Genomic DNA, 22,924 nt, shown 5'->3' with positions numbered 1-22,924 from the left:
TCTCGTTTCACTTCGTCCGAGTGGATCTCAGCACTTCGCTTGGTCCCCTGGGCGTCTTCGCTGTTTTGCTCCATATCTATGCGCCACCCAGCGTCGGCGCATTCCCGAAATGGACCGAAGACTGATTGCCCCCAAATGGATGGAAAAGAAAAAAAGACCACTGCATTCTTCGGTTTGTTAATGAGAAAATATGAAATTGACGCCACTGAAACCGAAACAATTTTATGATAGAGTTTTGGTATTACTAAGATAAGGAGATTTTATTATGTTAAAAATTTTTATTGTACTTGCAGCTGTATTATCAATTATATCTGGATTCCTTAGTTTTAATAATGAACCATCTCTATTGCTAACTCTCTTTTTCGGAATTTCTTTAAGTAGTTATTTCCTGTTAGTGGCGATAAGAGATTGGTCGCAAGAGGTTAAAATCGGAAGTTATATATTCATACTTGCTTCCATAGCAATTTTCATTGTTATGGTTAATTCGGCAATGAACTATTAGCAGACAAAACTATTCTTCGCCTATTCAATTGCAGTGGGTACGAATTGATAATTTATATAGTTTTATAAACCCATCCGCTTGGCGACGATGGTCTTCATGATTTCATTGGATCCGGCATAGATGGCTGCCACCGGAATGTCGCGGTAGCGGCGGGCGATCTTGTATTCTTCCATATAACCGTAGCCTCCGTGCAATTGCATGCATTCGCCGGATATTTTTTTGGCAGTGTCGGTCAGCCAGAATTTCGCCATCGACACTTTGGACACAATATCCTTGCCGGCCATATGTTCTTCAATCAACGACTCAAGGAATGAATGGCCAAGTTCCACTTCGGTCGCAATTTCAACCAGCTTGAATTGGGTATTCTGGAATGCGCTGATCGGCTTGCCGAACGCCTGTCTGGATTTCACGTATTCGACCGTCATCTCCAGCATATCTTCCGAAGCGGTTTGAGCGGCCATCGCCACCACAAGGCGTTCCTGCTGCAGTTTTTCCATTAAATAGGTAAATCCTTTGTTTTCTTCACCGATCAGGTTCGTGACCGGCACGACACAATCTTCAAAATACAATTCGGACGTATCCTGCGCATGAAGACCGACTTTATCGAGTTTCCGCCCTTTCGTAAAGCCCGGCATCCCTTCTTCAATCATCAGCAACGAGATGCCGCGATGCTTCGATTCCGCTTTGGTGTCCGTTTTCACAGCGACGACGACATGCGTCGAGTTGATGCCGTTGGTAATGAAGGTCTTTTGGCCGTTGACGATGTAATTATCGCCGTCACGGATGGCAGTTGTGGAGATGTTCGCCAGATCCGACCCCGCTCCGGGTTCCGTCATGGCGATGGCGGTGATGAAGTCGCCGGAAATGCAGCCCGGCAGCCAGCGCTGTTTCTGCTCTTCATTGCCGTAGGATTCGATATACGGCACGGTGATGTCATTGTGCAATCCGACGCCGGTGAGGCTAGCGCCGACGCGCTCCATTTCTTCGCCAATGATGACGGCATAACGGAAATCAAGCCCAAGACCGCCGTATTGCTCTTCCACCTGCGGACACAGGAAACCCATTTCCCCGAGGCGTTTCCAGAACGATTTCGGAATGAGACGATCCTTTTCCCATTGTTCGTATTGCGGCACCGCTTCTTTTTCAAGGAATTTCCGCAACGATTTGCGGAACATCACATGTTCATCTTCTTCAAAACGATATTTACCCATTTTTTCGCCTCCTATTTCGGCTGCATGCGGATTGCTCCGTCCAGCCGAATTGTTTCGCCGTTCAGCATCGGATTCTCGATGATGCTTTCCACCAATTGCGCGTATTCCTCCGGCCGGCCGAGACGCGCCGGGAATGGCACCGCTGATTCGAGCGACGCAATCGCTGCTTCAGGCAAGCCGTCAAACATCGGCGTCTTCATCAACCCTGGCGCAATGGCCATAACGCGAATGCCGTCGCGCGCAAATTCACGCGCAATCGGCAACGTCATCGACACGATGCCGCCTTTTGAAGCACTGTAGGCAGCCTGACCGATTTGCCCTTCGTATGCAGCAACTGAAGCGGTCGAAATGATGACGCCGCGTTCACCGTTGTCATTCGGTTCATTCTTTTGCATCGCGGCGGCCGCCACACGCAGCACATTGAAACTGCCGATCAGATTAATGCGGATGACCTTTTCAAACTGCTCGAGCGGCTGGGGCACGCCTTTTGAAACGACTTTCCCCGGCGTCCCGATTCCAGCACAATTGACCACAAGATTCACAGAACCGAAGCGTTCGATGACAGCGGCTGTCTGTTGTTCCACCCCAGCGGCATCGGTGACATCCGTCTCCGCGTACCACACCGACTCCTGGCCCAATTCTTCGATAAGCTTCGCTGCTTTTTCACCATTCAAATCGAAAATCGCGGCTTTTCCTCCGCGTTCGACGATACGGCGGACGGTGGCTTCTCCGAGCCCTGATGCGCCGCCGGTGATGATCGCTTTTACTTCGCTTGTTCTCATCTTCTTCGCCCCGATCCCTTTTATAATCGTTCAATAATTGTCGCGTTCGCCATGCCCATGCCTTCACAAATCGCGAGCAACCCGTAACGTCCGCCGGTGCGTTCCAATTCATGCAGGAGAGACACCATCAATTTTGTGCCGGTTGCGCCGAGTGGATGGCCAAGCGCAATCGCGCCGCCGTTGACGTTCAATTTTTCAGGATCTGCTCCGATATCATGCAGCCACGCCAACGGAACCGGCGCAAACGCTTCATTTACTTCATAGCGGTCCATGTCGCCAATTTCGAGCCCTGCTTTTGCCAACACCTTTTTCGTCGCGGCAATCGGACCCGTCAGCATCAATGTCGGATCCGAACCAACAACTGCACGGGCAATAATGCGCGCTTTCGGCTTTAATCCAAGCTCCTCCGCTTTTTCACGCGACATCAACAGAACCGCGGAGGCGCCGTCACTCATTTGGCTGGCGTTGCCTGCCGTTATCACGCCATTTTCATCAAATACCGTTTTCAGTCCACCCAAAACTTCCATAGTAGATTCGGGACGTGGCCCTTCATCTTTAGTGACAAGTCGTTTTTCTCCGTTTTCACCAGTCACTTCAACAGCTAATATTTCTTTGTCATAACGGCCAGAGTTGATGGCACCCAAAGCGCGCGTATGGCTCTGTAGCGCAAACTCGTCCAATTGCCGGCGGCTGAAACCCCATTTTTCAGCGATGCGTTCCGCCGACAAACCCTGGTTGATGATTTCATATTTCTCCGTCAGTTTCGAGCTTGGTTTGGCCCCCTGCATATTCGAAAACATCGGCACACGCGTCATGCTTTCGACACCGCCCGCGATGACGATATCCATGTCGCCCGCCAGAATTGCCTGTGCACCGAAATGAATGGCTTGTTGGCTCGAGCCGCATTGACGGTCAATCGTGACGCCAGGCACAAAATCCGGGAAGCCGGCGATCAACGCCGCTGTCCGCGCAATATTTCCTCCCTGTTCACCCGATTGCGAAACGCAGCCCAGGATGACGTCTTCCACATCTCCTTTGCTGACGCCTGCGCGCTCGACCAAATCTGCCAGCACCAAAGCTGCCAACTCATCCGGACGCGTTTCAGAAAACGACCCTTTTCTCCGTCCAACCGCCGTTCTAACCCCTTCAACAATTACCACTTCACGCATATCTATCCACCCCATCATTCGTTTTTTATTTCAATCAATCCATAACCACTCAGAATTGAATGACTATTCATTCAATTTAATTGTACTCGAATTTCTACTTGGACACCATAAAAAATCCCGCAAACGATTTTGCGGGATTTGCCTTTTTGTTTGTAATTATTCTTCTATTAAACCTTTTTCCACCAGGAAATCTCTCGCGATATCCCGCGGTTGATCCTGATCTATGTCAACTCGGGCATTCATCGCCAGCATTTCTTCTTCACTGATCTGGCCCGCCAGTTCATTGAGCAGATCCTCAAGTTCAGGATATTCTTCCAATGTTTCCATCCGCACGACCGGAGCTGCATCATATTTCGGGAAGAACGACAGGTCATCTTCTGTCGTTTCCAAATCGAACAGCCCGATCCGGCTGTCAGTTGTGAATGCCGGAATAACGTCGACCTCGCCATTGTTCACCGCTTCGTACATGATGGCCGGGTCAAAACTGTCGGTCGCTGAAAATTCAAAAGGATAGGTCGTGATTAAATCATCGTAACCATCCCCTTGCCGTTCATAAAACGGATGAGGGGCTCCAAAACTAAGGTCCTGCGACTGGGAAATTTCCGCCAGCTCTGAATATGTTTCGGCATCGAAGCCACTGTCCTTAGAAAAGGCCAGTGTATAGCCGTTTTCAAAACCGAGAGGTTCCAGCCACGTGGCACCAATTTCCTCTTCGTAACCTTCACGTACGCGTTCCAACACTTCTTCCGATGTCTGGCCAGGCTCGGATTCCTGTTTCAGCACATCTTTCAGGCCTGTCCCCGTATACTCCACATAAAGATCGATATCGCCCTGTTCGAGCGCCGGTGTCAGAATAGACACTTCACCGAGTCCATCTTCGTATTCCACTGTGTAATCGGAATTTGCTTCTATATATTGCCCTAAAATATGCGGCAGAATGTATTGCTCTGTCCACGGTTTACCGCCAATGATAATCGGATCTGTCGCGTCACCGCTCCCTGTACCTCCACAAGCCGATAACGTTAACGCTCCTGCCGCTAACACTAGAGTCAATTGTTTTTTCATCATCCATTCCCCCTTTTAATTTTTCAAACCTTTCGGCGTTGCACGTTTCTCGATTCCCTTTAAGATCAGATCAAAGCCGATCGCAAGTAGCGCAACGGGCAAGGCACCCGCCAGAACCAATGAATTATTATAGGATTGCAGCCCGCGGTAGATAATGTCCCCGAGACCGCCAGCACCTACAAAAGTCGCCAATGTTGCAATGCCCACTGTCAATACGGTCGCCGTCCGGATTCCGGCCATGATGAATGGCAGCGCCAGCGGCAATTCAATTTGCCTGAGTATTTGGGTGCGGGTCATGCCCATACCGCGCCCTGCTTCAATTGTGGAGCCATCCACACCGGTGATGCCGGTATAGGTATTTCGAAGAATTGGCAATAGAGCATAAATAATAAGTGCGATCAAAGCTGTCGGAGAACCGATTCCGAGGATGGGTACCAAAAAGCCGAATAGCGCAAGGCTCGGGATGGTTTGAAAGACGGCCGTCACACCGATGATCGGCTCCGCATACTTGCGGTAACGGGCAATGATGATGCCCGTCGGCAAAGCGATGGCGATGCCGATGGCCACAGCTACAAATGACAAGTAAATATGTTCCAAAAATGCGTTTTGAATCATGTCCTGCCGGCTGACCAGCGTATCAAAAAAGTTTCTCACACTGTTTCAACCTCCTCTTTCCAGAGAGCCGCCTTGACCAAATCACGGTCACTGGCATAAGCCACCGTTCTTCCTTCTTCAACAATCTCCAAAAATGAAAATCCGCTCGCTTCCATTTCAGTGAACGCTTCATCGATTGTCGCTTCCCCGGAGATCTGTAAAGCACCTTCCTTCGGATCTTCAGCAAACACACCGAGAAACTCTTTTAGTTTGCGCTCTCCGAACGAACGCTGCCGTTCGATGCGATCCAGCCCGATGAAGCTGCGGACGAAATCGTTCGCCGGATTGCTCATGAGCTCTTGCGGTGTGCCAATCTGTTCAACTGCCCCGTCACGCATGACGATGATGGTATCTGCAATTTTCAACGCTTCGTCCATATCATGCGTAACAAATACTATCGTTTTTTGAATTTCCCGTTGAAGGTTCCGGAGGTCGTCCTGCAATTGCTCCCGGCTGATCGGGTCCAGAGCAGAAAACGGTTCATCCATCAGAATAATATTCGGATCTCCTGCCAGTGCGCGCACAACCCCCACGCGCTGCTGCTGCCCTCCGCTCAGTTCCAGCGGATACCGTTCCTTGTAAATCTCCGGCGGCAACCCGACCAGTTCCAATAATTCATCGACCTTTTTCGCCGTTTCGTCTTCCGGCCACTCCAGCAAACGGGGCACAAGCGAAACATTTTTCGCGATGGTCATATGCGGAAACAGCCCGATCCGCTGGATGACATAGCCAATCGACCGGCGCAGCTGAACTTCATCAAGCCCTGTAATCGGTTTTTCATCAATGAAAATATCGCCCGCTGTCGGCGTTTCCAATTTATTGACCATTCTCATAAGCGTCGTTTTCCCACAGCCGCTCGGGCCAATTACGACTGTCAATTTATGGGTAGGAAACACCAGGGATATATCTTTCAGCGCTTCCGTCCCATCTGGAAACTGCTTTGTCACATGTTCAAAACGGATCATTCCCATTGCCCCTTCCTATATCTTTCCTATATCTTTCTTATATCTTTCCTATTATATATTTTATTACCCTTTTTACAGATGCAATACGCCTGCAATTTTCAATAAAAAAGCCGGTCACTATATTTTGCCGATAAAGCTTCCTGTTCCCACTATCAATTCTGCATAAAAAAACGACCGCAAAAAAGCAGTCGTTCCGGAATCATTTGCTGTCTGGTGAATCAATTTGCTGCGCGGCTCTTTCCATCTGCCAGTTTCCGGTGCGAATTTCTGTGCTAACTAAATCGCAAATGCACCGGATTGGCAATTTGCACATAGCCAATTTCGCTGTAGATTTTATTGGATGAAGGATTTTTCAAATCGGTATAAAGCATCACAAAGTCGAATTCCAGCAGCAATTCCTCTGTTACTTCCGCCACCATCGTACGGGCATACCCTTTGCGCCTGTATTCTTCCGGCGTAAAGACAAACGAAACGGTGATTCCGTGTTTGGAAGGCCGCGATTTCTTCATGCAGGAGACGATTTGTCCATTGACTTCCCACACATAAATCTCTTTGTCTTCCAGGAATTGCTCGATTTTCATCGAAGCGACCCGGTGGCTTGAAGCTCCGATGCCTGTCTCGCTTTCAAAAAGGAGATACCATTTCTCAAGCAATTCCGCATCCTGCATATTGGCAACTCTCCAACTTCCCGGGCTCTTTTCAAGCCCCCGAACCACCGCATCAATGCGGTACAGACCTTCGTCCATTTGAAGTTCAACTAGTGCACCGGTCTCGGCTGCCCATGCTTCCGCAAATCTTTCCGCAGGCCCTTTGTTTCCTATGACACCCGGTATTTCCAGATTTCCGCCTTTCAAATGAACCGCAAGCGTCTCTTCCAATCCGGCATTTTCCTTCAAAAAGATAATTTGCAGCGGATGCGGCGGCGTCATGAGACAAATCCCCAGAATTTCCCCGGCTTCTTCGGCCAATGCCAAATAATAATCTTCATAGCGGCCATTTTGAATCTGGCTGAGTATCCCGAGGAACAAACTGTATTGGTCTTCATTTTCATAAAGCAGCGGCTCCACTTTCCGACTGAATTCAAACGAATCAGGGTATACTTTCCATTCCATAATCCCACACTCATTTCTATTTAATTCATTTAATAAGTATTGGCTATCCGAGCTGTTTTTCCTGCTGATTTCCATAAATAATAAAAACGGCCGTCGGCAAAGGAAAGACCGCCGACGGCCGCTGAGAAAATCGCTCAATCCAATTCTTTTTGCTTTGTTTCAACACCCAGGAACGCAACCGCCAGCGCGCCGATAACAATCGCACCACAGAAAATCGCGAAAATCACATTGACTCCGTAGCCCGCTGTCAGCATGAAACCGACAAGAAGCGGGCCGAAAATTCCGCCGATGCGGCCGAATGATGCCGCCATTCCGGTTCCGGTCCCTCGGATGACTGTCGGATATTGCTCAGGGGAATATGCATACAGCGCTCCCCATGCACCTAAGTTGAAGAAGGACAGGAAAGCACCGGCCGTAATCAGCATCGCCAATGATTCGGCGTTGCCGAAAGCGAGTGCACTTGCCGCTGTTCCGAAAAGATAAGTGACCAATACGAATTTCCGGCCAATTTTTTCAATGAGCCACGCCGCCGTAAAATACCCAGGAAGCTGAGCCAGCGTCATGATCAAAACATATTGGAAACTTTGAATCAGCGTATAGCCTTGCAGAACCATGACACTTGGAAGCCAAAGGAACATTCCATAATAAGAAAACACAACCGTGAACCAGACGATCCAAAGCATCAATGTCGCTTTGGCATATTTTTTCGACCACACATCTTTGATGTTGACCTTGATTGAGCGCAGAACATCTTTCTTTGCCGTGAACTGCGGTGAATCCGGAAGGTTGATCCGGAGATAAAGCGCATAAAGAGCCGGCAACGCCGTGATCAGCAGCGCAATGCGCCAGCCGTATTCTGAAGCCGGAATAACAAAATAAGAAATGATGGCTGCCAGCAGCCAGCCTGCTGCCCAGAAACTTTCCAATAAGACGACGACGCGTCCCCGTTCTTTTGTCGGTACACTTTCCGACACCAGTGTCGAAGCCACCGGCAGTTCGCCGCCCAGTCCCATGCCGACGAAAAATCGCAGAATCATAAACGCAGCAAGCGTGGTCGTGAAGGCGGAAATCCCGCTCGCCAATGAAAACAGCAGGAGCGTAATGATGAAAATCTTTTTCCTTCCGACACGGTCTGCATAAATTCCGAAGACGAATGCCCCCACAGCCATCCCGATGGAATTGACGCTGCCGATCCAACCCATCTGATCCGTTGTCAGATCCCAATCCTGTTGGAGTGCAGCGATGATGAAGGATAGGATCCCCACATCCATCGCATCGAACAGCCAACCCAAACCGGCAACCCAAAGCAGTTTATTGCGCGAAATTGGCGCTGTATTTTTTTCATTGTCAGTAATAGTAGTCATTCTCATTCTCCTCGTCCTAAGCATTCAACTCGGTGTCTTTACACCTTATCACTATACGCTTACGACGAAAATGGCACAAGCTCTTCATAGTTTTTGAATAAAATCAAATACTGAAGCAATAAAAAATGCCGCCGTCTCCCTGATTGAAGGGAGACGGCGGCGCTTTGTTGCGATTAAGTTAATAACACCAAGCTTACCGCCATTACTGCCATACCGGCAACAAGACCATAAATAGATAGATGGGCTTCGTCGTAACGTTTGGCTGCCGGCAATAATTCATCAAGGGATATGAAGACCATGATTCCTGCGACCGAAGCAAAGACGATGCCAAAAAGTGTATCGCTTAAGAACGGCATCAGGAAGAGCCACGCCGCAATTGCTCCGACCGGTTCCGAAATTCCTGACAAGAAACTGTAAAGCAAAGCTTTTTTCCGGCTGCCCGTAGCGTAATAGATTGGAACAGACACTGCAATCCCTTCCGGAATATTGTGAATGGCAACAGCGATTGCAATTGCGATGCCGAGTGCCGGATCCTGCATCGCTGACATGAATGTGGCGATGCCTTCCGGAAAATTATGGATACCGATTGCGATTGCCGTAAAAATCCCCATTTTGCGAAGTCTGGCATATTCATCATTACTCGGACCCTCATCCATGTCTTCGATTGTTTTGACTTCATGCGGATTTCCGAGCTGCGGCAACACGCGGTCCAGAACAGCCATGAATATCATGCCGCCGAAAAAGCCCGCAAGCGTCAGCCAATAGCCGGTAGTTTCCCCGTGCGCCCCGGTTAAAGAATCTTTTGCTTTCACAAAGATTTCAACCATTGACACGTAAATCATGACACCAGCTGAAAAACCAAGCGCAATAGATAAAAATTTCGTGTTCGTTCGAGAAGCGAAAAACGCAAGTAAACTGCCGATGCCGGTGGCCAGGCCAGCAAAAAGCGTCAGTGCCAATGCAAATAAGACCGTACTGTCCATACCCATGACTTCCTTCCAGTTCTATTGAATATGGTTATTGTACGCTTAAAGTTTCCTTTGTGCAACTTTTTTTAACAAAGAAAGATATTGGATTATTCCTTCACTTCTGCAACTTTAGAAGATCGCCTAACTTACGCCAATCCGCTTCTTTCAGAGCACGAACCGGAGGATTATAAAAGACGCTGGCTGGATGAAAAGTCGGCAAAATGTGATAAACTTCTGCAGATTCAACGAACTTTCCTGCCGCTTCCTCCCACATTAAAATCGGCGTTTCCAGCAGAACACCATGCATTTCAGTCACTTTTGCCTGCGGACCGATCAGCCGCTGAAGGCCGACATTGCCCAAAGTAACGATCAACGGCGGCTTGATGTCCCGTATCTCCGTATCCAAAATCGGCGCATGGGCAATAATCTCTCGTTTCGTCGGGGGCCGGTTGTATTTTCTATCCTCCGTATCCCCATTGCGCTTCTTCTTTGCCCCCCATTTATAGGGCCTGCTTCTAACAGCGCTGGTGATATAAACATCCTCACGGCTCAGTCCGACACTCGCCAAAGACTGCATCAATTCCCTCCCTGCCCTTCCGGTGAACGGAATGCCCGTTTCCAATTCGTTTTCGCCAGGCGCTTCGCCGACCAGCATGATGGCCGGCCGCCGCGGCCCACTTCCTCTTACAAATCCTTCTACAGGAAATCCTTCTATACGAGCTATCCCTAAAGTTACAAGTTCTTCACTGATTTTATACACGATTCATCACCTCAAAAACAGTTTATCATAATTTAAATGTTAACTTTCCTAACATTAATTTCAAAAAACACTTGCATTATCTGAAAACTTTATTTATTATGTTAATTAACCTAACACAAGATACATGTTAGAAAACTTAACATCTAGGAGGAGAAAGATGAAAAAGATTGAGACCATTATCCGTCCATCCGTTTTCGGAAACGTTCGGCAAGCTTTAGCCCTTGAAGGCATTGACGGTTTGAGTGTCACGGAAATAGCTGGGATAGGCAAACAGGAAGGACGAATCGGCATGTTTCGAGGAAATACTTACAAAATGGAGTTTTCACCAAAATTAAAATTGGAAATGGTTGTGGAAGATTCAAAAGTGGAAGCCATTATTGAAGCTCTTTTGGACTATGCGGCAACCGGAGAAGTCGGAGACGGAAAAATTTTTATTTTCCCCGTTGAAGAAGCGATCAGAATCAGAACGAAAGAGCGCGGCGATGTCGCGGTCGGATAAGGAGGAGATTGGATGGAAGCAGTACAAGGTTCAGTTGATATGATGTGGATTATGCTCGGCGCCATGCTTGTCTTTTTCATGCATGCCGGGTTTGCTATGGTAGAGTCAGGATTTACACGTTCGAAAAATACATTGAATATTTTAATGAAAAATATCATTACTATATCACTTGGTTCAATTCTATATTTTATCGTCGGATTTGCTCTTATGTTTGGCCCATCGGCTTTCGGCATGATTGGTACACAAGGGTTTGCACTTTTAGGGGATGCGGATATAGCGTTCTTTGTCTTCCAGGCAGTTTTTGCAGCAACTTGCGCGACGATTGTTTCCGGTGCCGTTGCAGAACGGGTTAATCTGCCGGCATATATTTTATTGACTGTCGCTATTACCGCAGTCATTTATCCGGTTGTCGGACATTGGATTTGGGCAGACGGCTGGTTGGAGGGACTCGGCTTTATCGATTTTGCCGGTTCAACTGTCGTTCACTTGACCGGCGCAGTTGCGGCATTTGTGGCAGCGTGGAAAATCGGTCCCCGCATCGGGAAATACAGCGGCAAAGTCGTCAATTCAATTCCTGGCCACAACATCCCGCTCGGCGCACTCGGCGTTTTCATCCTGTGGCTCGGATGGTTCGGATTTAACGGCGGCAGTACACTTGCAGCTGATCCGGAGCTTGTTCCTTCGGTGATTGCCAACACTTTATTAGCGGCTTCTGCAGGTGTTCTTGCAACCGCAGGGTATACACGCTTCAAATACGGACAAATTGATCCTTCATTAACATTGAACGGTGCACTTGCAGGGCTTGTCGGAATTACAGCCGGGGCAGCGAACGTTTCATTTATCGGGGCTATTACAATCGGTTTGGCAGCTGGCATTATCATGACAGAAGCTATTCGATTGTTGGATTCTAAAATCCGGGTCGACGATCCAGTCGGAGCCATCTCAGTCCACGGCATCGCCGGAATTTGGGGTACTCTTGCAATCGGATTGTTCGATACTTCGGGAGGCTTGCTCTACGGCGGAGGCGCAGAAATCCTCGGCATTCAAACGGTAGGTGTCCTCGCAGTAGTTATTTGGACTTCTATTGCAACAGGACTTGCGCTTGGAGCCATCAGCCTGTTTGTACCTCTTCGCGTTTCTGCTGAAGAAGAAGAAAGCGGCTTGGATTTCGCAGAGCACGGTTCACAGGCATATTCTATGGATGAAGTTTTACAAGGGTCCTCTGGTGCAGGAGATTCTTTTGCCAGCCGCCTCAACCAGTTAGGCGACCATGTCGAAGTCCAGAAATCCTAAAAACATTTTACAAACAGAAAGAGGGCGACCGCTTCAACAGGGTCGCCCTCTTTCTATGCCAACTTATTCAAAGTTTTTTTCTGCACTTTTCTTTTTAAATTTCTTTTCCCGCAATTCATACCACACGGCTACTGTCACAAACAATGAGTAGCCCACAAACCAGCCGGCCATTACATCTGAAAAGAAATGCTCTCCACCGGCTACCCGCGACAGGCCGATCAGCACCACTGCGGACACTGCGACCAGCCAGACCAAAGTGCTGACATATTTGGATGCATTATGCTCCGTTAAGAAATAAGCCAGCGTAAAGAAGAATAATAACCCCAGCATTGCGTGGCTGGACGGATATCCGAAAGTTTCCAGTCCGCGCGGAAGATCCGGCCGTTCCTCGACGAAAAAGTACTGCATCAGCTCATTCAGCCCGTTGCCGACTCCGACAGTCAGGAAGACAAAAAACATCCCCCTGAAGTTTTGCCTCATCATCCATAGGTAAACGATCAGACCCAGACTGGCAATGAAAATTACCCAGCGCTCACCAAAAACCGACAGCACATCCAACCTCCTCATGCCATGCAGCAATTCCATCGAACGCACATCAAATTCTAAAACTCCATCGTTGGTGTAACTCGTCAAGATTGCAAAAAAACCGATCAAAGTCGCCATTCCCAGTGGATAGAATAGACGTTTGATAGCCTCCACCCTCTTTCTTCAGTATATTCAGTTTATCACACAAAACTTTCAACTTCCTTCTATTGAAATAGAGTAGCGTGAAATTGAAAGCCGATATTCCGCAAAACAGCTTCGCTTGCCAAAACCCGTGCTCCTGCATCGCTGCGCTGCTTCGTCGCAAAGCGTCGGCCGAACTGCCTTCGGCCAACACTTGGCTCGCGCTGAGCTAGTCCTGAGACCCCGGAGGGAAGGTTTAACCGAACAGCATTCGGTCGAACCTTTGCGACGAAGCGTGTAACGCTGCAACGGTTTTATTGTCTCGAAGCTAGCGCAGCGATGCAGAGACAGGAGCATCGGTTTTCGCAGCGAGTGAGGAGGCTCAGGCAGCTCCCCCAGGAAAGCGTCCGCCTGAAGCGAAATGATTAAAAAAATTTTAAAAATCCAACATACAAAAAAGACGAACCGGAAATCCGGTTCGCCTTTTTATTTTATTGCCTAATCATGCACATGGTAAGTCGTTTGAGTGACTTCGATAATATGATCAGGTTTCGGCTTGCCGATCTTCGCTTTATGGCCAGCGATATGATCGGGATGCTTTTCCCAATTCTTCCAATCCGCCTCGGACTCCCAGCGCACATAAAGAATCACTTCTTCATCGCCCCGGCGAACATTCTTCTTCAAAATCGTCCGGTCAATAAAACCGGGCTGCTCAGCCAATCTATTTTGACCCGAAAAACGATTCAGCACGATTTCTGAAGTCCCTTCCTTCACAACAAACCTTTTCATCTGTACAAACATTTTTTGTGTCCCCCTAATTAAATATGAAGAAATTATTCGAAAGCAGACTGGATCGCTTTCACCATTTCGCTGACTGATTGCAATCCGCCGCCGGACAGATACCAGTAGTCAGGATCAAGGTAGATGATTTTACCTTCTTTATAAGCCGTTGTTTTTTGCACTAATTCATTTTCAAGTGAATCCTTGGCACTTGCATCCGCACCGACTGCAGCGTTGCGGTCAACAACAAACATCATATCCGGGTTTGTTTCCAAAATATACTCAAATGAAATGCTTTGTCCGTGAGTCGAAGCTTCAATTCCTTCATCAGCCTGTTGCACGCCGAACACATCGTGGATAATCCCAAAGCGTGAAGCGGCTCCGTATGCACTGATTTTGCCTTCATTTGCCAACACGATCAATGCTTTTTCATCGGTGGCACTTGCTTTCACGTCGTCTATTTGTGTTTGGATTGCAGCGAGTTCTTCTTCCACTGCATCTTCTTTGCCGAAGATTTCACCAAGCGTTGTCATATTGCTTTCAAACGACTCCATGTATTTCGTGGTATCTACACCCAGGTGCACTGTCGGAGCGATATCGGTAAATTCTTCGTACATTGCGGCCTGGCGTCCAGAGATGATGATCAGATCCGGTTTCATCGCGTGAATCGCTTCAAAATCCGCTTCTTTCAAAGTACCAACGTTTTCGTATTTTTCAGCGTCCCCAAATTTCTCGAGGTAACCCGGAATGTTTCCTTGTGGTACACCAGCAACCGCTTCGACGCCCAATTTGTCCATCGAATCAAGAATACCGAAGTCGAATACGACTACTTTTTCGGGATTTTTGTCAAAAGTTGTTTCGCCAAGTTCGTGCGTGACCGTTACCTTTTCAACTTCCGCTTCTTTCGTATCCGCTGAAGCCGTACTTGAATCTGCAGCCTCTTCATCTGCTCCGCAGGCAGCAAGGAACGCCACCATCATTAATGTGAATGCGATCAATAACCATTTTTTCATCCTATTCGAGCTCCTCTTTTTTTAAGAATTGAAATACACACAAATCCGGCAATTGTTCATCTGCTGAATCGGAATATCCATATCGTAGATTTCTTTTAATGCTGCACTTTGTATAATTTCTTCCGTCGGCCCATCTTTTACGACGCGGCCGTTTTTCAATGCGACGATCCGGTCTGAATAGACGGATGCGAAGTTGATGTCGTGCAAAACGATGATAACTGTCTTGCCAAGTTCATCAACAAGCCGGCGCAGAATTTTCATAATTTGGACGGAATGCTTCATGTCCAGGTTGTTCAATGGTTCATCGAGCAGAACATAATCTGTATCCTGGGCAATAACCATGGCAATAAACGCACGCTGGCGCTGACCGCCCGACAGTTCATCCAAATAGGAATGTTCCATCTCACCCAAGTCCATATAAGTGATCGCCTGGTCCACCATTTTCTCGTCTTCATCATTCAAGCGCCCTTTGGAATAAGGAAAGCGTCCAAATGACACCAATTCGCGGATAGTCAGCCGGACATTCATGAAGTTCGACTGCTTCAGGATGGAGACCCGTTTTGATAAATCATTGGATTTCATCCTTTTCGTATTTGTCGAATCAATCAACACTTCACCGGTATCGGCATCCAAGAGCCGGCTGATCATTGACAGGAGCGTTGATTTCCCGGCGCCGTTCGGTCCGATAAAGGACGTAATCTGGCCGCGCTGGATATTTACCGAGACATTTTCAACAACTTGTTTTTTCCCGTAAAGCTTTGTCAGTTCGCGTACCTGGATCATTTAGCCCGACTCTCCTTTAATAGCAGATAGATGAAGTAAACTCCACCGATGAAGTTGATGATGACGCTTAACGTCGTGTTGAAAGTAAAGACCCGCTCGACAACCCATTGCCCGCCGACCAAGGCAATTACGCTGATGACGATGGCACCTAGCAGCAGCACGGAATGTTTGTAGGACTTGAAAAACTGATAGGACAGATTCGCCACGATCAGCCCGAAGAATGTAATCGGGCCGACCAGCGCCGTGGCGATCGCGATCAGCACCGCAGACAGGATCAGCATATGGCGGACAATCGAATCGTAATTGACGCCCAGGTTCACCGCTGTATCCCGTCCGAGCGACAAGACGTCGAGCGACGCATTATGCTTCCAGGCAAAGGCGATTAATAGAACGATGATGACCAGCGACAGCCACACCAGATCGGAATTGACGTTATTGAAACTCGCAAACATCTGGTCCTGAACGATCTGGAATTCATTCGGATCGATCAAAACTTGCAGGAAAGTCGAAATGCTGCCGAAAAACGTTCCGAAAATAATGCCGATCAACAGCAGGAAGTAAATTGGCTGATTGCCTCTTTTAAATAGAAGGTGATAAAACAATAAGGCGAAAACGACCATGGCCGCAATCGACAGCATGAAATTCACTTGCCGGTTCATAATGCTGATGTGATCGGATCCGAGGAAGAAAATCAGCAATGTCTGCAGCAGCATATAGAGTGAATCGAGTCCCATGATGCTCGGGGTGAGAATCCGGTTATGCGTAATGGTTTGGAAAACCACCGTGGCATAAGCGATTGCAATCCCCGTCAGCACCATGGCGAAGACTTTAACGCCGCGCCTCGGCAATGCATAATCGAAACTTCCGTTCAGGTCATGGAACAAATACACGCCGCAAGCGGCCAGAGCCAGGCCGAGCAGTATGAGCATCTTATGTAAATCACGCATATGACTTCCTCCTAAACAATAAGAAGAGGAAGATAAAGCTTCCAATGACACCGACCATCAGGCTGATCGAAATTTCATACGGGTAAATCAAAACTCTTCCTAAAATATCGCACAGCAGCAAGAAAATGGCTCCGAGCATTGCTGTATGCGGCAATGTTTTCTGTAAATGGTCACCTTTGAAAATTGAAATGATGTTCGGGATGATCAAACCGAGAAACGGGATGACACCAACAGTCAAAACAACTGTCGCGGTGATCAAAGCAACGAGCGTCAAACCGATATTGACGATGCTGCGGTATTTCAGCCCCAGGTTTTTCGAGAAATCCTCGCCCATCCCCGCAACCGTAAACCGGTTGGCGTAAAGATAAGCGATGATAAACACCGGGACACTTATGTAGAGCAGCTCGTAGCTCCCTTTCATGACCATCGAAAAATCTCCCTGCAGCCAGGCGGACATGTTCTGGATTACATCTGCGCGGTAAGCGAAAAACGTTGTGATGGATGACAGGATATTCCCGAACATCAAACCAACCAAAGGAATAAATATTGCATCTTTGAATTTGATGCGGTTGAGAATTTGCATAAAGAGAAACGTACCTGCAAGCGCAAAGAGAAACGCTACAGCCATTTTCTCAATCATCGATGCATTTGCGAACAGTAGCATCGAAACGAGAATCCCAAGCCTTGTAGCATCGAGCGTGCCGGCAGTTGTTGGTGACACAAACTTATTGCGGCTCAGTTGCTGCATGATGAGTCCTGCCATACTCATCCCTGCACCCGCCAGCAAGATCGCGACCAGCCTTGGCAGTCGGCTGATCAGGAAAATTTGTGTTTCTTCCGATTGGAAATCCAACAGATCAAATGGACTGATACTGCTGACACCGACAAACAGCGAAATGACAGACAGTATGATTAATGCTGGTATTAGATAACGCTTCTTCATGACTGACCCTCATCCGTGTTCAATAAACTTTATTGATTGATTGTGCAAGTGATATTGATAATCATTATCACTTAAGCACTCACCCAGTATATAGCAGATTGGTAAATAGAGTCAATGATTAAATGAGAATTATTTTCATTTAGACGCGAATAGCTTCCATTTGTTAAAAGTTCACCAAAATTGCGCAAAAAAAAGAACATGTCCGGGGACATGTCCTTTCCAAAGATTATTAAGCGTTTTATTCAGCCTGCTCCAATACTTCGTCCGGCACAACGATGGCGTCGATCTCATTGTATTGGCTGTATGTTGACTGGATATCGGATAGGATACTCATGGTATCGCCTTCAATATTCATGTCGATGTCCATTTTCACATTCATTTTATTCGTCAAAAACGTTTCTTTATCAATAAAAACCTCGTAGCTGGCTGAATGGATTGTCATGTCTTCGAGGAACCTCTGGGCTTCGATTTCCATTTGCCCGAGCGTGCCTTCAAGCTGCTCGTCCAGCAAGTTTTTAAACTGTTCACCTGAAGCATCCAACTTCAAAATGTATTCATCCGTTGACTGCTCAAAAACAAAATCATCCTGAAACGCGTGCAGCTGATCCATCTGCTCGGAAGGATCCACGGAATCTTGACTCATCAAGTCCCCCATGCCCACTAAGCTGTCCTCTGGCATTTTGATCCACATATCCATTGTTGGTTCATATGTGAAAAGCCCTTCTTCGGTGTAATACATCTCCATGGTCATCGGATTATCATTTTGGATATCTTCCGAAACGATCGAAGTTTCTGCTGTCTGATAAAATGCCAGCGGTTCCACCGTCATATCCATGCCAAGATCCACTTCCATCTCCATTTCCATGCCCGCTTCACCCATCGACATAAATTGATTGGTCAAAACGTCTGCATGCAAGCTCGAGACTCCCTCATTGGCTTCAGCAGACCGACTGAAAACTTCCTCTAAAGTTAAATCACTGGTGCCTGCTGCATTGTCGTCTCCGGAATCGTCTGCAGGTTGCGCCGTTTCCCCGCATCCTGACAAGGTGAAAGCCAGCGCTCCCGCTCCCATATAAGTCATCCATTTCTTCAAATCGCTCACCCTTTCAAGTTGCTCTGTTAGTCATTAGTACGATGGAAACAGGGAAATGTTTCATTAATCCGTTCAGATTCCGAAATTTCAATCGTTTATTTTCTTTATTTGGATTATACTTCTCATTGTGAGAAAAAATGTTTCAGCAATCAGCCCATGATAATGCGGACTGTACAATAAAACACAAGAGGTGGATTTTTTGAATTTAAAACATTTTTTCAAGTATTACAAACCGCATAAGCGGCTGTTCATCATTGATTTTTCCAGTGCTGTGATTGTCGCTATCCTGGAATTGGCCTTTCCGGTGGCCGTCCAGTATTTTATCGATGAGCTGTTGCCGAGCGGCGACTGGAATGCCATCGTAACAGTCAGTGTTCTCCTGCTGGCAGTTTTCCTGATCAGCACTTTCCTTCAATACATTGTCAGCTATCTCGGGCATAAGCTCGGCATCAATATTGAGACCGATATGCGGGAGGAACTTTTCACTCACGTCCAGCGGCAGTCTTTCCGCTTTTTTGACAATACCAAAACCGGCCACATCATGAGCCGCATCACGAATGACCTGTTCGACATCGGGGAGCTTGCCCACCACGGCCCGGAAGATTTCTTTATCGCCATCATGACGTTCTTCGGCGCATTTGGCATCATGTTCTGGATCAACCCGAACCTGGCGCTCGTTACGCTGATCGTCGTTCCGTTCCTGATTTGGCTGATCACTTATTGCAACATCAAGATGAATTCCGCGTGGAGCAATATGTACGGAAAAATCGCAGACGTCAACGGCCGCGTGGAAGACAGCGTTTCCGGCGCCCGCGTTGTGCAATCGTTCACTAACGAAGAATTCGAAATTGGCCGTTTCAAAAAAGACAACGGCAACTTCCGCATTGCCAAGATTGCAGCATATAAAGTCATGGCTGCTACGCATTCAAGCATCTATATGATGACACGTCTGTTGACATTGGTCGTTCTTGTCTACGGCGCATGGCTGAATTATCAAGGTCAGTTAAGTTACGGGGAACTGGTCAGTTTCGTGCTGTTCCTGAACGTGCTGATCAAACCGATCGATAAAATTAGCGCATTGCTCGAACTGTATCCAAAAGGCATGGCCGGCTTTAGCCGCTTCCGCGACCTGATCGACCAGGATCCGGATATTGTCGACAAAAAAGGCGCACAGCCAATTACCGGCTTGCAAGGCAATATCACATTCGACAATGTCCACTTTGGTTATGATGAACACAAGAAAGTCCTGAACGGCGTTGACTTGAACCTGCAAGCTGGTGAAACGATCGCTTTTGTTGGACCATCGGGCGCAGGCAAAACGACCATCTGTACGTTGATCCCCCGCTTTTATGATATCCAGCAAGGATCGATCGCCATTGACGGCATCGATATCCGCGACATGACGAAACATTCGCTGCGCTCCCATATTGGCATCGTGCAGCAGGACGTCTTCCTGTTCACCGGCACAATCCGCGAAAATATTGCGTACGGGAAACAAGGCGCCAGCGACGAAGAAATTCTCGCCGCCGCCCGTAAAGCCCATTTGGAAGACTTCGTCAATAAACTGCCGGCAGGCTATGAAACGCAAATCGGCGAACGCGGCTTGAAATTATCCGGCGGCCAGAAACAGCGGCTCGCCATTGCGCGCATGTTCCTGAAAAATCCACCGATCCTAATTTTGGATGAAGCCACTTCCGCCCTTGATACGGAAACGGAGCGCGTCATCCAGGAAGCTCTTTCTGAGCTGGCTGAAAATCGCACAACGTTGATCATCGCCCACAGGCTTGCCACGATACGCGATGCAGATCGTGTAATTGTGGTAACCGAAGACGGCATCGCCGAACAAGGCGCTTACAACGAACTGCTGGAACACGACGGCATCTTTGCAAATCTGCACCGTATTCAGTTTCAGCAATAATTGAGAAATGCTACGGTACCCGCTTAACTCTGAAAGGCATAAGACGAACCAGCGAAGTGGCGTTTTTTGCCACGCAGCTGGGTTGACTTATGACCCGAAGAGCTGGGCCGCTGGAGTCTGGACAATAAAGAAAAAAGCGCGACCGGAAAAAATCCGGTCGCGCTTTTTTTGAGTTGGGCGTATTTCCATCGAAGTTGGGCGTATTCCGAGTAAAGTTGGGCGTATTTGATCGAAAGTTGGGCGTATTTTCAAAAACAGCTCCACGTCCAGTAAAAAAACAGGCTTCCGTGGAAGCCTGTTCGCTTGCTGTTATTTACCGACAATAAATTCCTCGTAACGGTCATAATCGGCGCGGCTCAGTTCCACTAGGAGCGACGTGCCTTCTTCTTCGTATTCCGTCTCGCGGATGGTAGCTGTATCATTCAGATAAGCGACGATATCGCCGCGGTCGAATGGAATGACCATCCGGCACGTCATGAAATCGGCGAAAATGCGCTGCTTGATCATATCCAGCAGTTCATCGAGCCCTTTGCCATTTTTCGCGGAAATCCACAGGCCATCCCCATTGGTTTTCGGATGCGGTATGTCAGCAAGGTCTGATTTATTGTAAACGTAGAGGGTTGGAACGTTTTCCACTCCCACTTCGTGCAGCGTGCGGTTGGTGACTTCCATCATATGGCGATATTCTTCGTGGGATACATCGACGACATGAAGAAGAAGGTCCGCATTGCGTGCTTCTTCCAGCGTTGAACGGAATGCGCGCACCAAGTGATGCGGCAATTTGCTGACAAACCCTACCGTATCGGTAAGGAGGAAGCTTTTATTGTCATCCAAAAGAATCTGGCGCACGGAAGTTTCCAAAGTGGCGAACAACATATCTTTTTCAAATACCTGTTTCTCTTCCTGCTGCCCCGTCTTTTTGAGCAATTCGTTCATGACGGTCGATTTCCCGGCATTCGTGTAGCCGACGAGCGACACCACCGGCATGCCTTTTTTCAGGCGCTGCTTACGCTGGGTCACCCGCTGGTCTTTAATGTTTTCAAGTTCTTTATGAAGCTTGGCAATCTGGTCTTCGATTTTCCGGCGGTCGAGTTCGAGTTTCGTTTCACCGGCACCGCGGTTGGCCACTCCACCGCTGCTGCTCCCGCCCTGGCGGCCAAGTGAAGCGCGAAGCCCGATAAGCCGCGGCATCATGTATTGCAATTGCGCCAATTCCACCTGCACCTGCGCTTCACGCGTTTTGGCGCGGCGAGAGAAAATATCGAGAATCAGCATCGTCCGGTCAATAACTTTACATTCCAGATCTTCCTCGAGGTTCCGAATTTGCGAAGGAGACAATTCGTCATTGAAGATAATCAGATTTGCATCTGTTTCTTCATAGAATGCTTTAAGCTCATCCACTTTGCCTTTCCCGACATAATGGGACGGGTTGATGCGGTCCAAATTTTGGGTGATTTCACCCAGCACTTCGACGTTGCAGGCTTCAGCCAAATTTCTGAGCTCTGCCATTTCGTAGTCAAAATGCGTATCTTTTTGCAGTTGTACGCCGACCAGTACGGCTTTTTCGATCAATGTATCCATATGCACATTCTCCTTTGCAGCTCTATTATAGAAACTGCCTCTATTCCCTCTATTTTATCACAGCTGCAGCCGATTCTTAAATTCGGGCAATTACAGCCAATAAACGCCTTTTTCAAATGCCAGCCGTTTAGTGCCGTTTTTAAAATGAACTTCCTCAAGCCGTTCTTTGTTGCCTTGCAGTTTACGGAACTCAATCAGGCAATTGGGAAGTTGCAGACTTCCCCCCAGGAGTTCCTTCCATCTGTCGCTCATCTCTTCCACATCCTCCACACCGAAAATACAACGCTCTACAGCAATATCCTGCTGCGCTTGCGTAAATGCCCCCGCTGCTTTCAGTCCTTCATATCGCTCTTCCTCCGTTTCATTCCACTCGATGAAAAACGGATTCGGCAATCGGGCCGATGGTTCCTCATTGACGAACAGCATTTTCCACTCGATTAATTTCCCTTCCGCAGTCTGGCGGCTGCCATCCAAAATGCCGCTCGTTTGAAAGCCGGCGCCTTTCAGACGCGTGTTCACTTCTGCAATCGAAGAAGTTCGGAAGCAGACAGTGCCAAAGCCGGCTCCATTATGCAAGAGCAATTTTGTTAATGGATGGCAGGCACTTTCGGCAATCATCCTATTTTCAAGTGCCAGCCATTCGATATAACTGTCCTTGCCATAAAACAAGGCGTTTCGGGTGCCCCATTTTTCATGGCGTCCCCCGACCACCGCATGCAGATTTTGCTGATTCCAGAAACTTACCGCATCTTCCGGGCTCCTATCTATGAAATGTACAACATGATCAAATTTCATTGGTTCCACTTCCTTTTATAAAATTTCACTGGATTTAATAAGAACTTTTGAGGCAATGTGG

General features: G+C 47.9%; 23 protein-coding genes. 4 read left to right on the top strand and 19 right to left on the bottom strand.

The window, feature by feature from the left end; genetic code table 11:
- Positions 1-265 precede the first annotated feature (265 nt).
- On the top strand, positions 266-502 hold the full coding sequence (locus tag DHX103_RS10040) for a hypothetical protein (RefSeq protein ID WP_422122160.1): 237 nt from the start codon (positions 266-268) through the stop codon (positions 500-502).
- Positions 503-564: 62 nt separating this feature from the next.
- On the opposite strand, the gene DHX103_RS10035 is transcribed toward DHX103_RS10040, so the two are convergent.
- The 10 genes from DHX103_RS10035 to DHX103_RS09990 all read right to left on the bottom strand — a co-directional run bounded on the left by DHX103_RS10035 (position 565) and on the right by DHX103_RS09990 (position 10,552).
- Entirely contained in the window at positions 565-1,713 is a 1,149-nt protein-coding gene (locus DHX103_RS10035; RefSeq protein ID WP_422122159.1) for an acyl-CoA dehydrogenase family protein, read from the bottom strand.
- 11 nt (positions 1,714-1,724) lie between these two features.
- Positions 1,725-2,495 carry a 3-hydroxyacyl-CoA dehydrogenase gene (locus DHX103_RS10030; protein WP_422122158.1) on the bottom strand — a complete coding sequence of 257 codons (771 nt, stop codon included), beginning with the start codon at positions 2,493-2,495 and terminating at the stop codon, positions 1,725-1,727.
- 20 nt (positions 2,496-2,515) lie between these two features.
- Entirely contained in the window at positions 2,516-3,664 is a 1,149-nt protein-coding gene (locus DHX103_RS10025; protein WP_422122157.1) for a thiolase family protein, read from the bottom strand.
- Between the two features lie 156 nt (positions 3,665-3,820).
- On the bottom strand, positions 3,821-4,729 hold the full coding sequence (locus DHX103_RS10020) for a glycine betaine ABC transporter substrate-binding protein (protein WP_422122156.1): 909 nt from the start codon (positions 4,727-4,729) through the stop codon (positions 3,821-3,823).
- 15 nt (positions 4,730-4,744) lie between these two features.
- Positions 4,745-5,383, bottom strand: a complete 639-nt coding sequence (locus tag DHX103_RS10015) for an ABC transporter permease (RefSeq protein WP_422122155.1) — start codon at positions 5,381-5,383, stop codon at positions 4,745-4,747.
- The gene (locus DHX103_RS10010) at positions 5,380-6,348 is read right to left on the bottom strand and encodes an ABC transporter ATP-binding protein (protein ID WP_422122154.1); all 969 of its coding nucleotides are present in this window, start codon (positions 6,346-6,348) and stop codon (positions 5,380-5,382) included. Before DHX103_RS10010 ends, DHX103_RS10015 begins: the two co-directional genes overlap by 4 nt.
- A 272-nt stretch (positions 6,349-6,620) precedes the next feature.
- The gene (locus DHX103_RS10005) at positions 6,621-7,460 is read right to left on the bottom strand and encodes a GNAT family N-acetyltransferase (protein WP_422122153.1); all 840 of its coding nucleotides are present in this window, start codon (positions 7,458-7,460) and stop codon (positions 6,621-6,623) included.
- 134 nt (positions 7,461-7,594) lie between these two features.
- Complete coding sequence (locus DHX103_RS10000) at positions 7,595-8,824, bottom strand: MFS transporter (protein WP_422122152.1); 1,230 nt, start codon at positions 8,822-8,824, stop codon at positions 7,595-7,597.
- Between the two features lie 173 nt (positions 8,825-8,997).
- Entirely contained in the window at positions 8,998-9,807 is an 810-nt protein-coding gene (gene zupT / locus DHX103_RS09995; protein ID WP_422122151.1) for a zinc transporter ZupT, read from the bottom strand.
- Between the two features lie 100 nt (positions 9,808-9,907).
- Complete coding sequence (locus DHX103_RS09990) at positions 9,908-10,552, bottom strand: uracil-DNA glycosylase (protein ID WP_422122150.1); 645 nt, start codon at positions 10,550-10,552, stop codon at positions 9,908-9,910.
- A 157-nt stretch (positions 10,553-10,709) separates the two neighbouring features.
- Here DHX103_RS09990 and DHX103_RS09985 point away from each other — a divergent pair, with 157 nt between their 5' ends.
- Positions 10,710-11,051, top strand: coding sequence for a P-II family nitrogen regulator (locus DHX103_RS09985; RefSeq protein ID WP_422122149.1), 342 nt, complete (start codon positions 10,710-10,712; stop codon positions 11,049-11,051).
- Between the two features lie 12 nt (positions 11,052-11,063).
- On the top strand, positions 11,064-12,344 hold the full coding sequence (locus DHX103_RS09980) for an ammonium transporter (protein WP_422122148.1): 1,281 nt from the start codon (positions 11,064-11,066) through the stop codon (positions 12,342-12,344).
- 63 nt (positions 12,345-12,407) lie between these two features.
- On the opposite strand, the gene DHX103_RS09975 is transcribed toward DHX103_RS09980, so the two are convergent.
- From DHX103_RS09975 to DHX103_RS09945, 7 genes are all read right to left on the bottom strand, one after another.
- Entirely contained in the window at positions 12,408-13,043 is a 636-nt protein-coding gene (locus DHX103_RS09975; protein ID WP_422122147.1) for a phosphatase PAP2 family protein, read from the bottom strand.
- A 465-nt stretch (positions 13,044-13,508) separates the two neighbouring features.
- The gene (locus DHX103_RS09970; protein ID WP_422122146.1) at positions 13,509-13,811 is read right to left on the bottom strand and encodes an antibiotic biosynthesis monooxygenase family protein; all 303 of its coding nucleotides are present in this window, start codon (positions 13,809-13,811) and stop codon (positions 13,509-13,511) included.
- Between the two features lie 32 nt (positions 13,812-13,843).
- Complete coding sequence (locus DHX103_RS09965; protein WP_422122145.1) at positions 13,844-14,803, bottom strand: siderophore ABC transporter substrate-binding protein; 960 nt, start codon at positions 14,801-14,803, stop codon at positions 13,844-13,846.
- A gap of 21 nt (positions 14,804-14,824) precedes the next feature.
- Complete coding sequence (locus DHX103_RS09960) at positions 14,825-15,586, bottom strand: ABC transporter ATP-binding protein (protein WP_422122144.1); 762 nt, start codon at positions 15,584-15,586, stop codon at positions 14,825-14,827.
- Positions 15,583-16,533, bottom strand: coding sequence for an iron chelate uptake ABC transporter family permease subunit (locus DHX103_RS09955; RefSeq protein ID WP_422122143.1), 951 nt, complete (start codon positions 16,531-16,533; stop codon positions 15,583-15,585). Before DHX103_RS09955 ends, DHX103_RS09960 begins: the two co-directional genes overlap by 4 nt.
- A complete protein-coding gene (locus DHX103_RS09950) occupies positions 16,526-17,476 on the bottom strand; it encodes an ABC transporter permease (RefSeq protein WP_422122142.1) in 951 nt (316 codons plus the stop codon). Before DHX103_RS09950 ends, DHX103_RS09955 begins: the two co-directional genes overlap by 8 nt.
- A 238-nt stretch (positions 17,477-17,714) precedes the next feature.
- Positions 17,715-18,569 (bottom strand): DUF6612 family protein, encoded by an 855-nt coding sequence (locus tag DHX103_RS09945; protein ID WP_422122141.1) that lies wholly within the window; start codon positions 18,567-18,569, stop codon positions 17,715-17,717.
- A gap of 199 nt (positions 18,570-18,768) precedes the next feature.
- Here DHX103_RS09945 and DHX103_RS09940 point away from each other — a divergent pair, with 199 nt between their 5' ends.
- Positions 18,769-20,487, top strand: coding sequence for an ABC transporter ATP-binding protein (locus tag DHX103_RS09940; protein ID WP_422122140.1), 1,719 nt, complete (start codon positions 18,769-18,771; stop codon positions 20,485-20,487).
- Between the two features lie 309 nt (positions 20,488-20,796).
- On the opposite strand, the gene hflX is transcribed toward DHX103_RS09940, so the two are convergent.
- Positions 20,797-22,068, bottom strand: coding sequence for a GTPase HflX (hflX, locus tag DHX103_RS09935; RefSeq protein ID WP_422122139.1), 1,272 nt, complete (start codon positions 22,066-22,068; stop codon positions 20,797-20,799).
- 90 nt (positions 22,069-22,158) lie between these two features.
- Positions 22,159-22,863: a VOC family protein gene (locus DHX103_RS09930; RefSeq protein ID WP_422122138.1), complete on the bottom strand. Its 705-nt coding sequence runs from the start codon at positions 22,861-22,863 to the stop codon at positions 22,159-22,161.
- Positions 22,864-22,924: the final 61 nt, after the last annotated feature.

The sequence above is a fragment of the Planococcus daihaiensis genome (genome assembly GCF_049262615.1).
GTDB lineage: Bacteria > Bacillota > Bacilli > Bacillales_A > Planococcaceae > Planococcus.
Note: the sequence above shows the minus strand (reverse complement) of the source record. Positions and strands in the feature narration are given on the sequence as shown.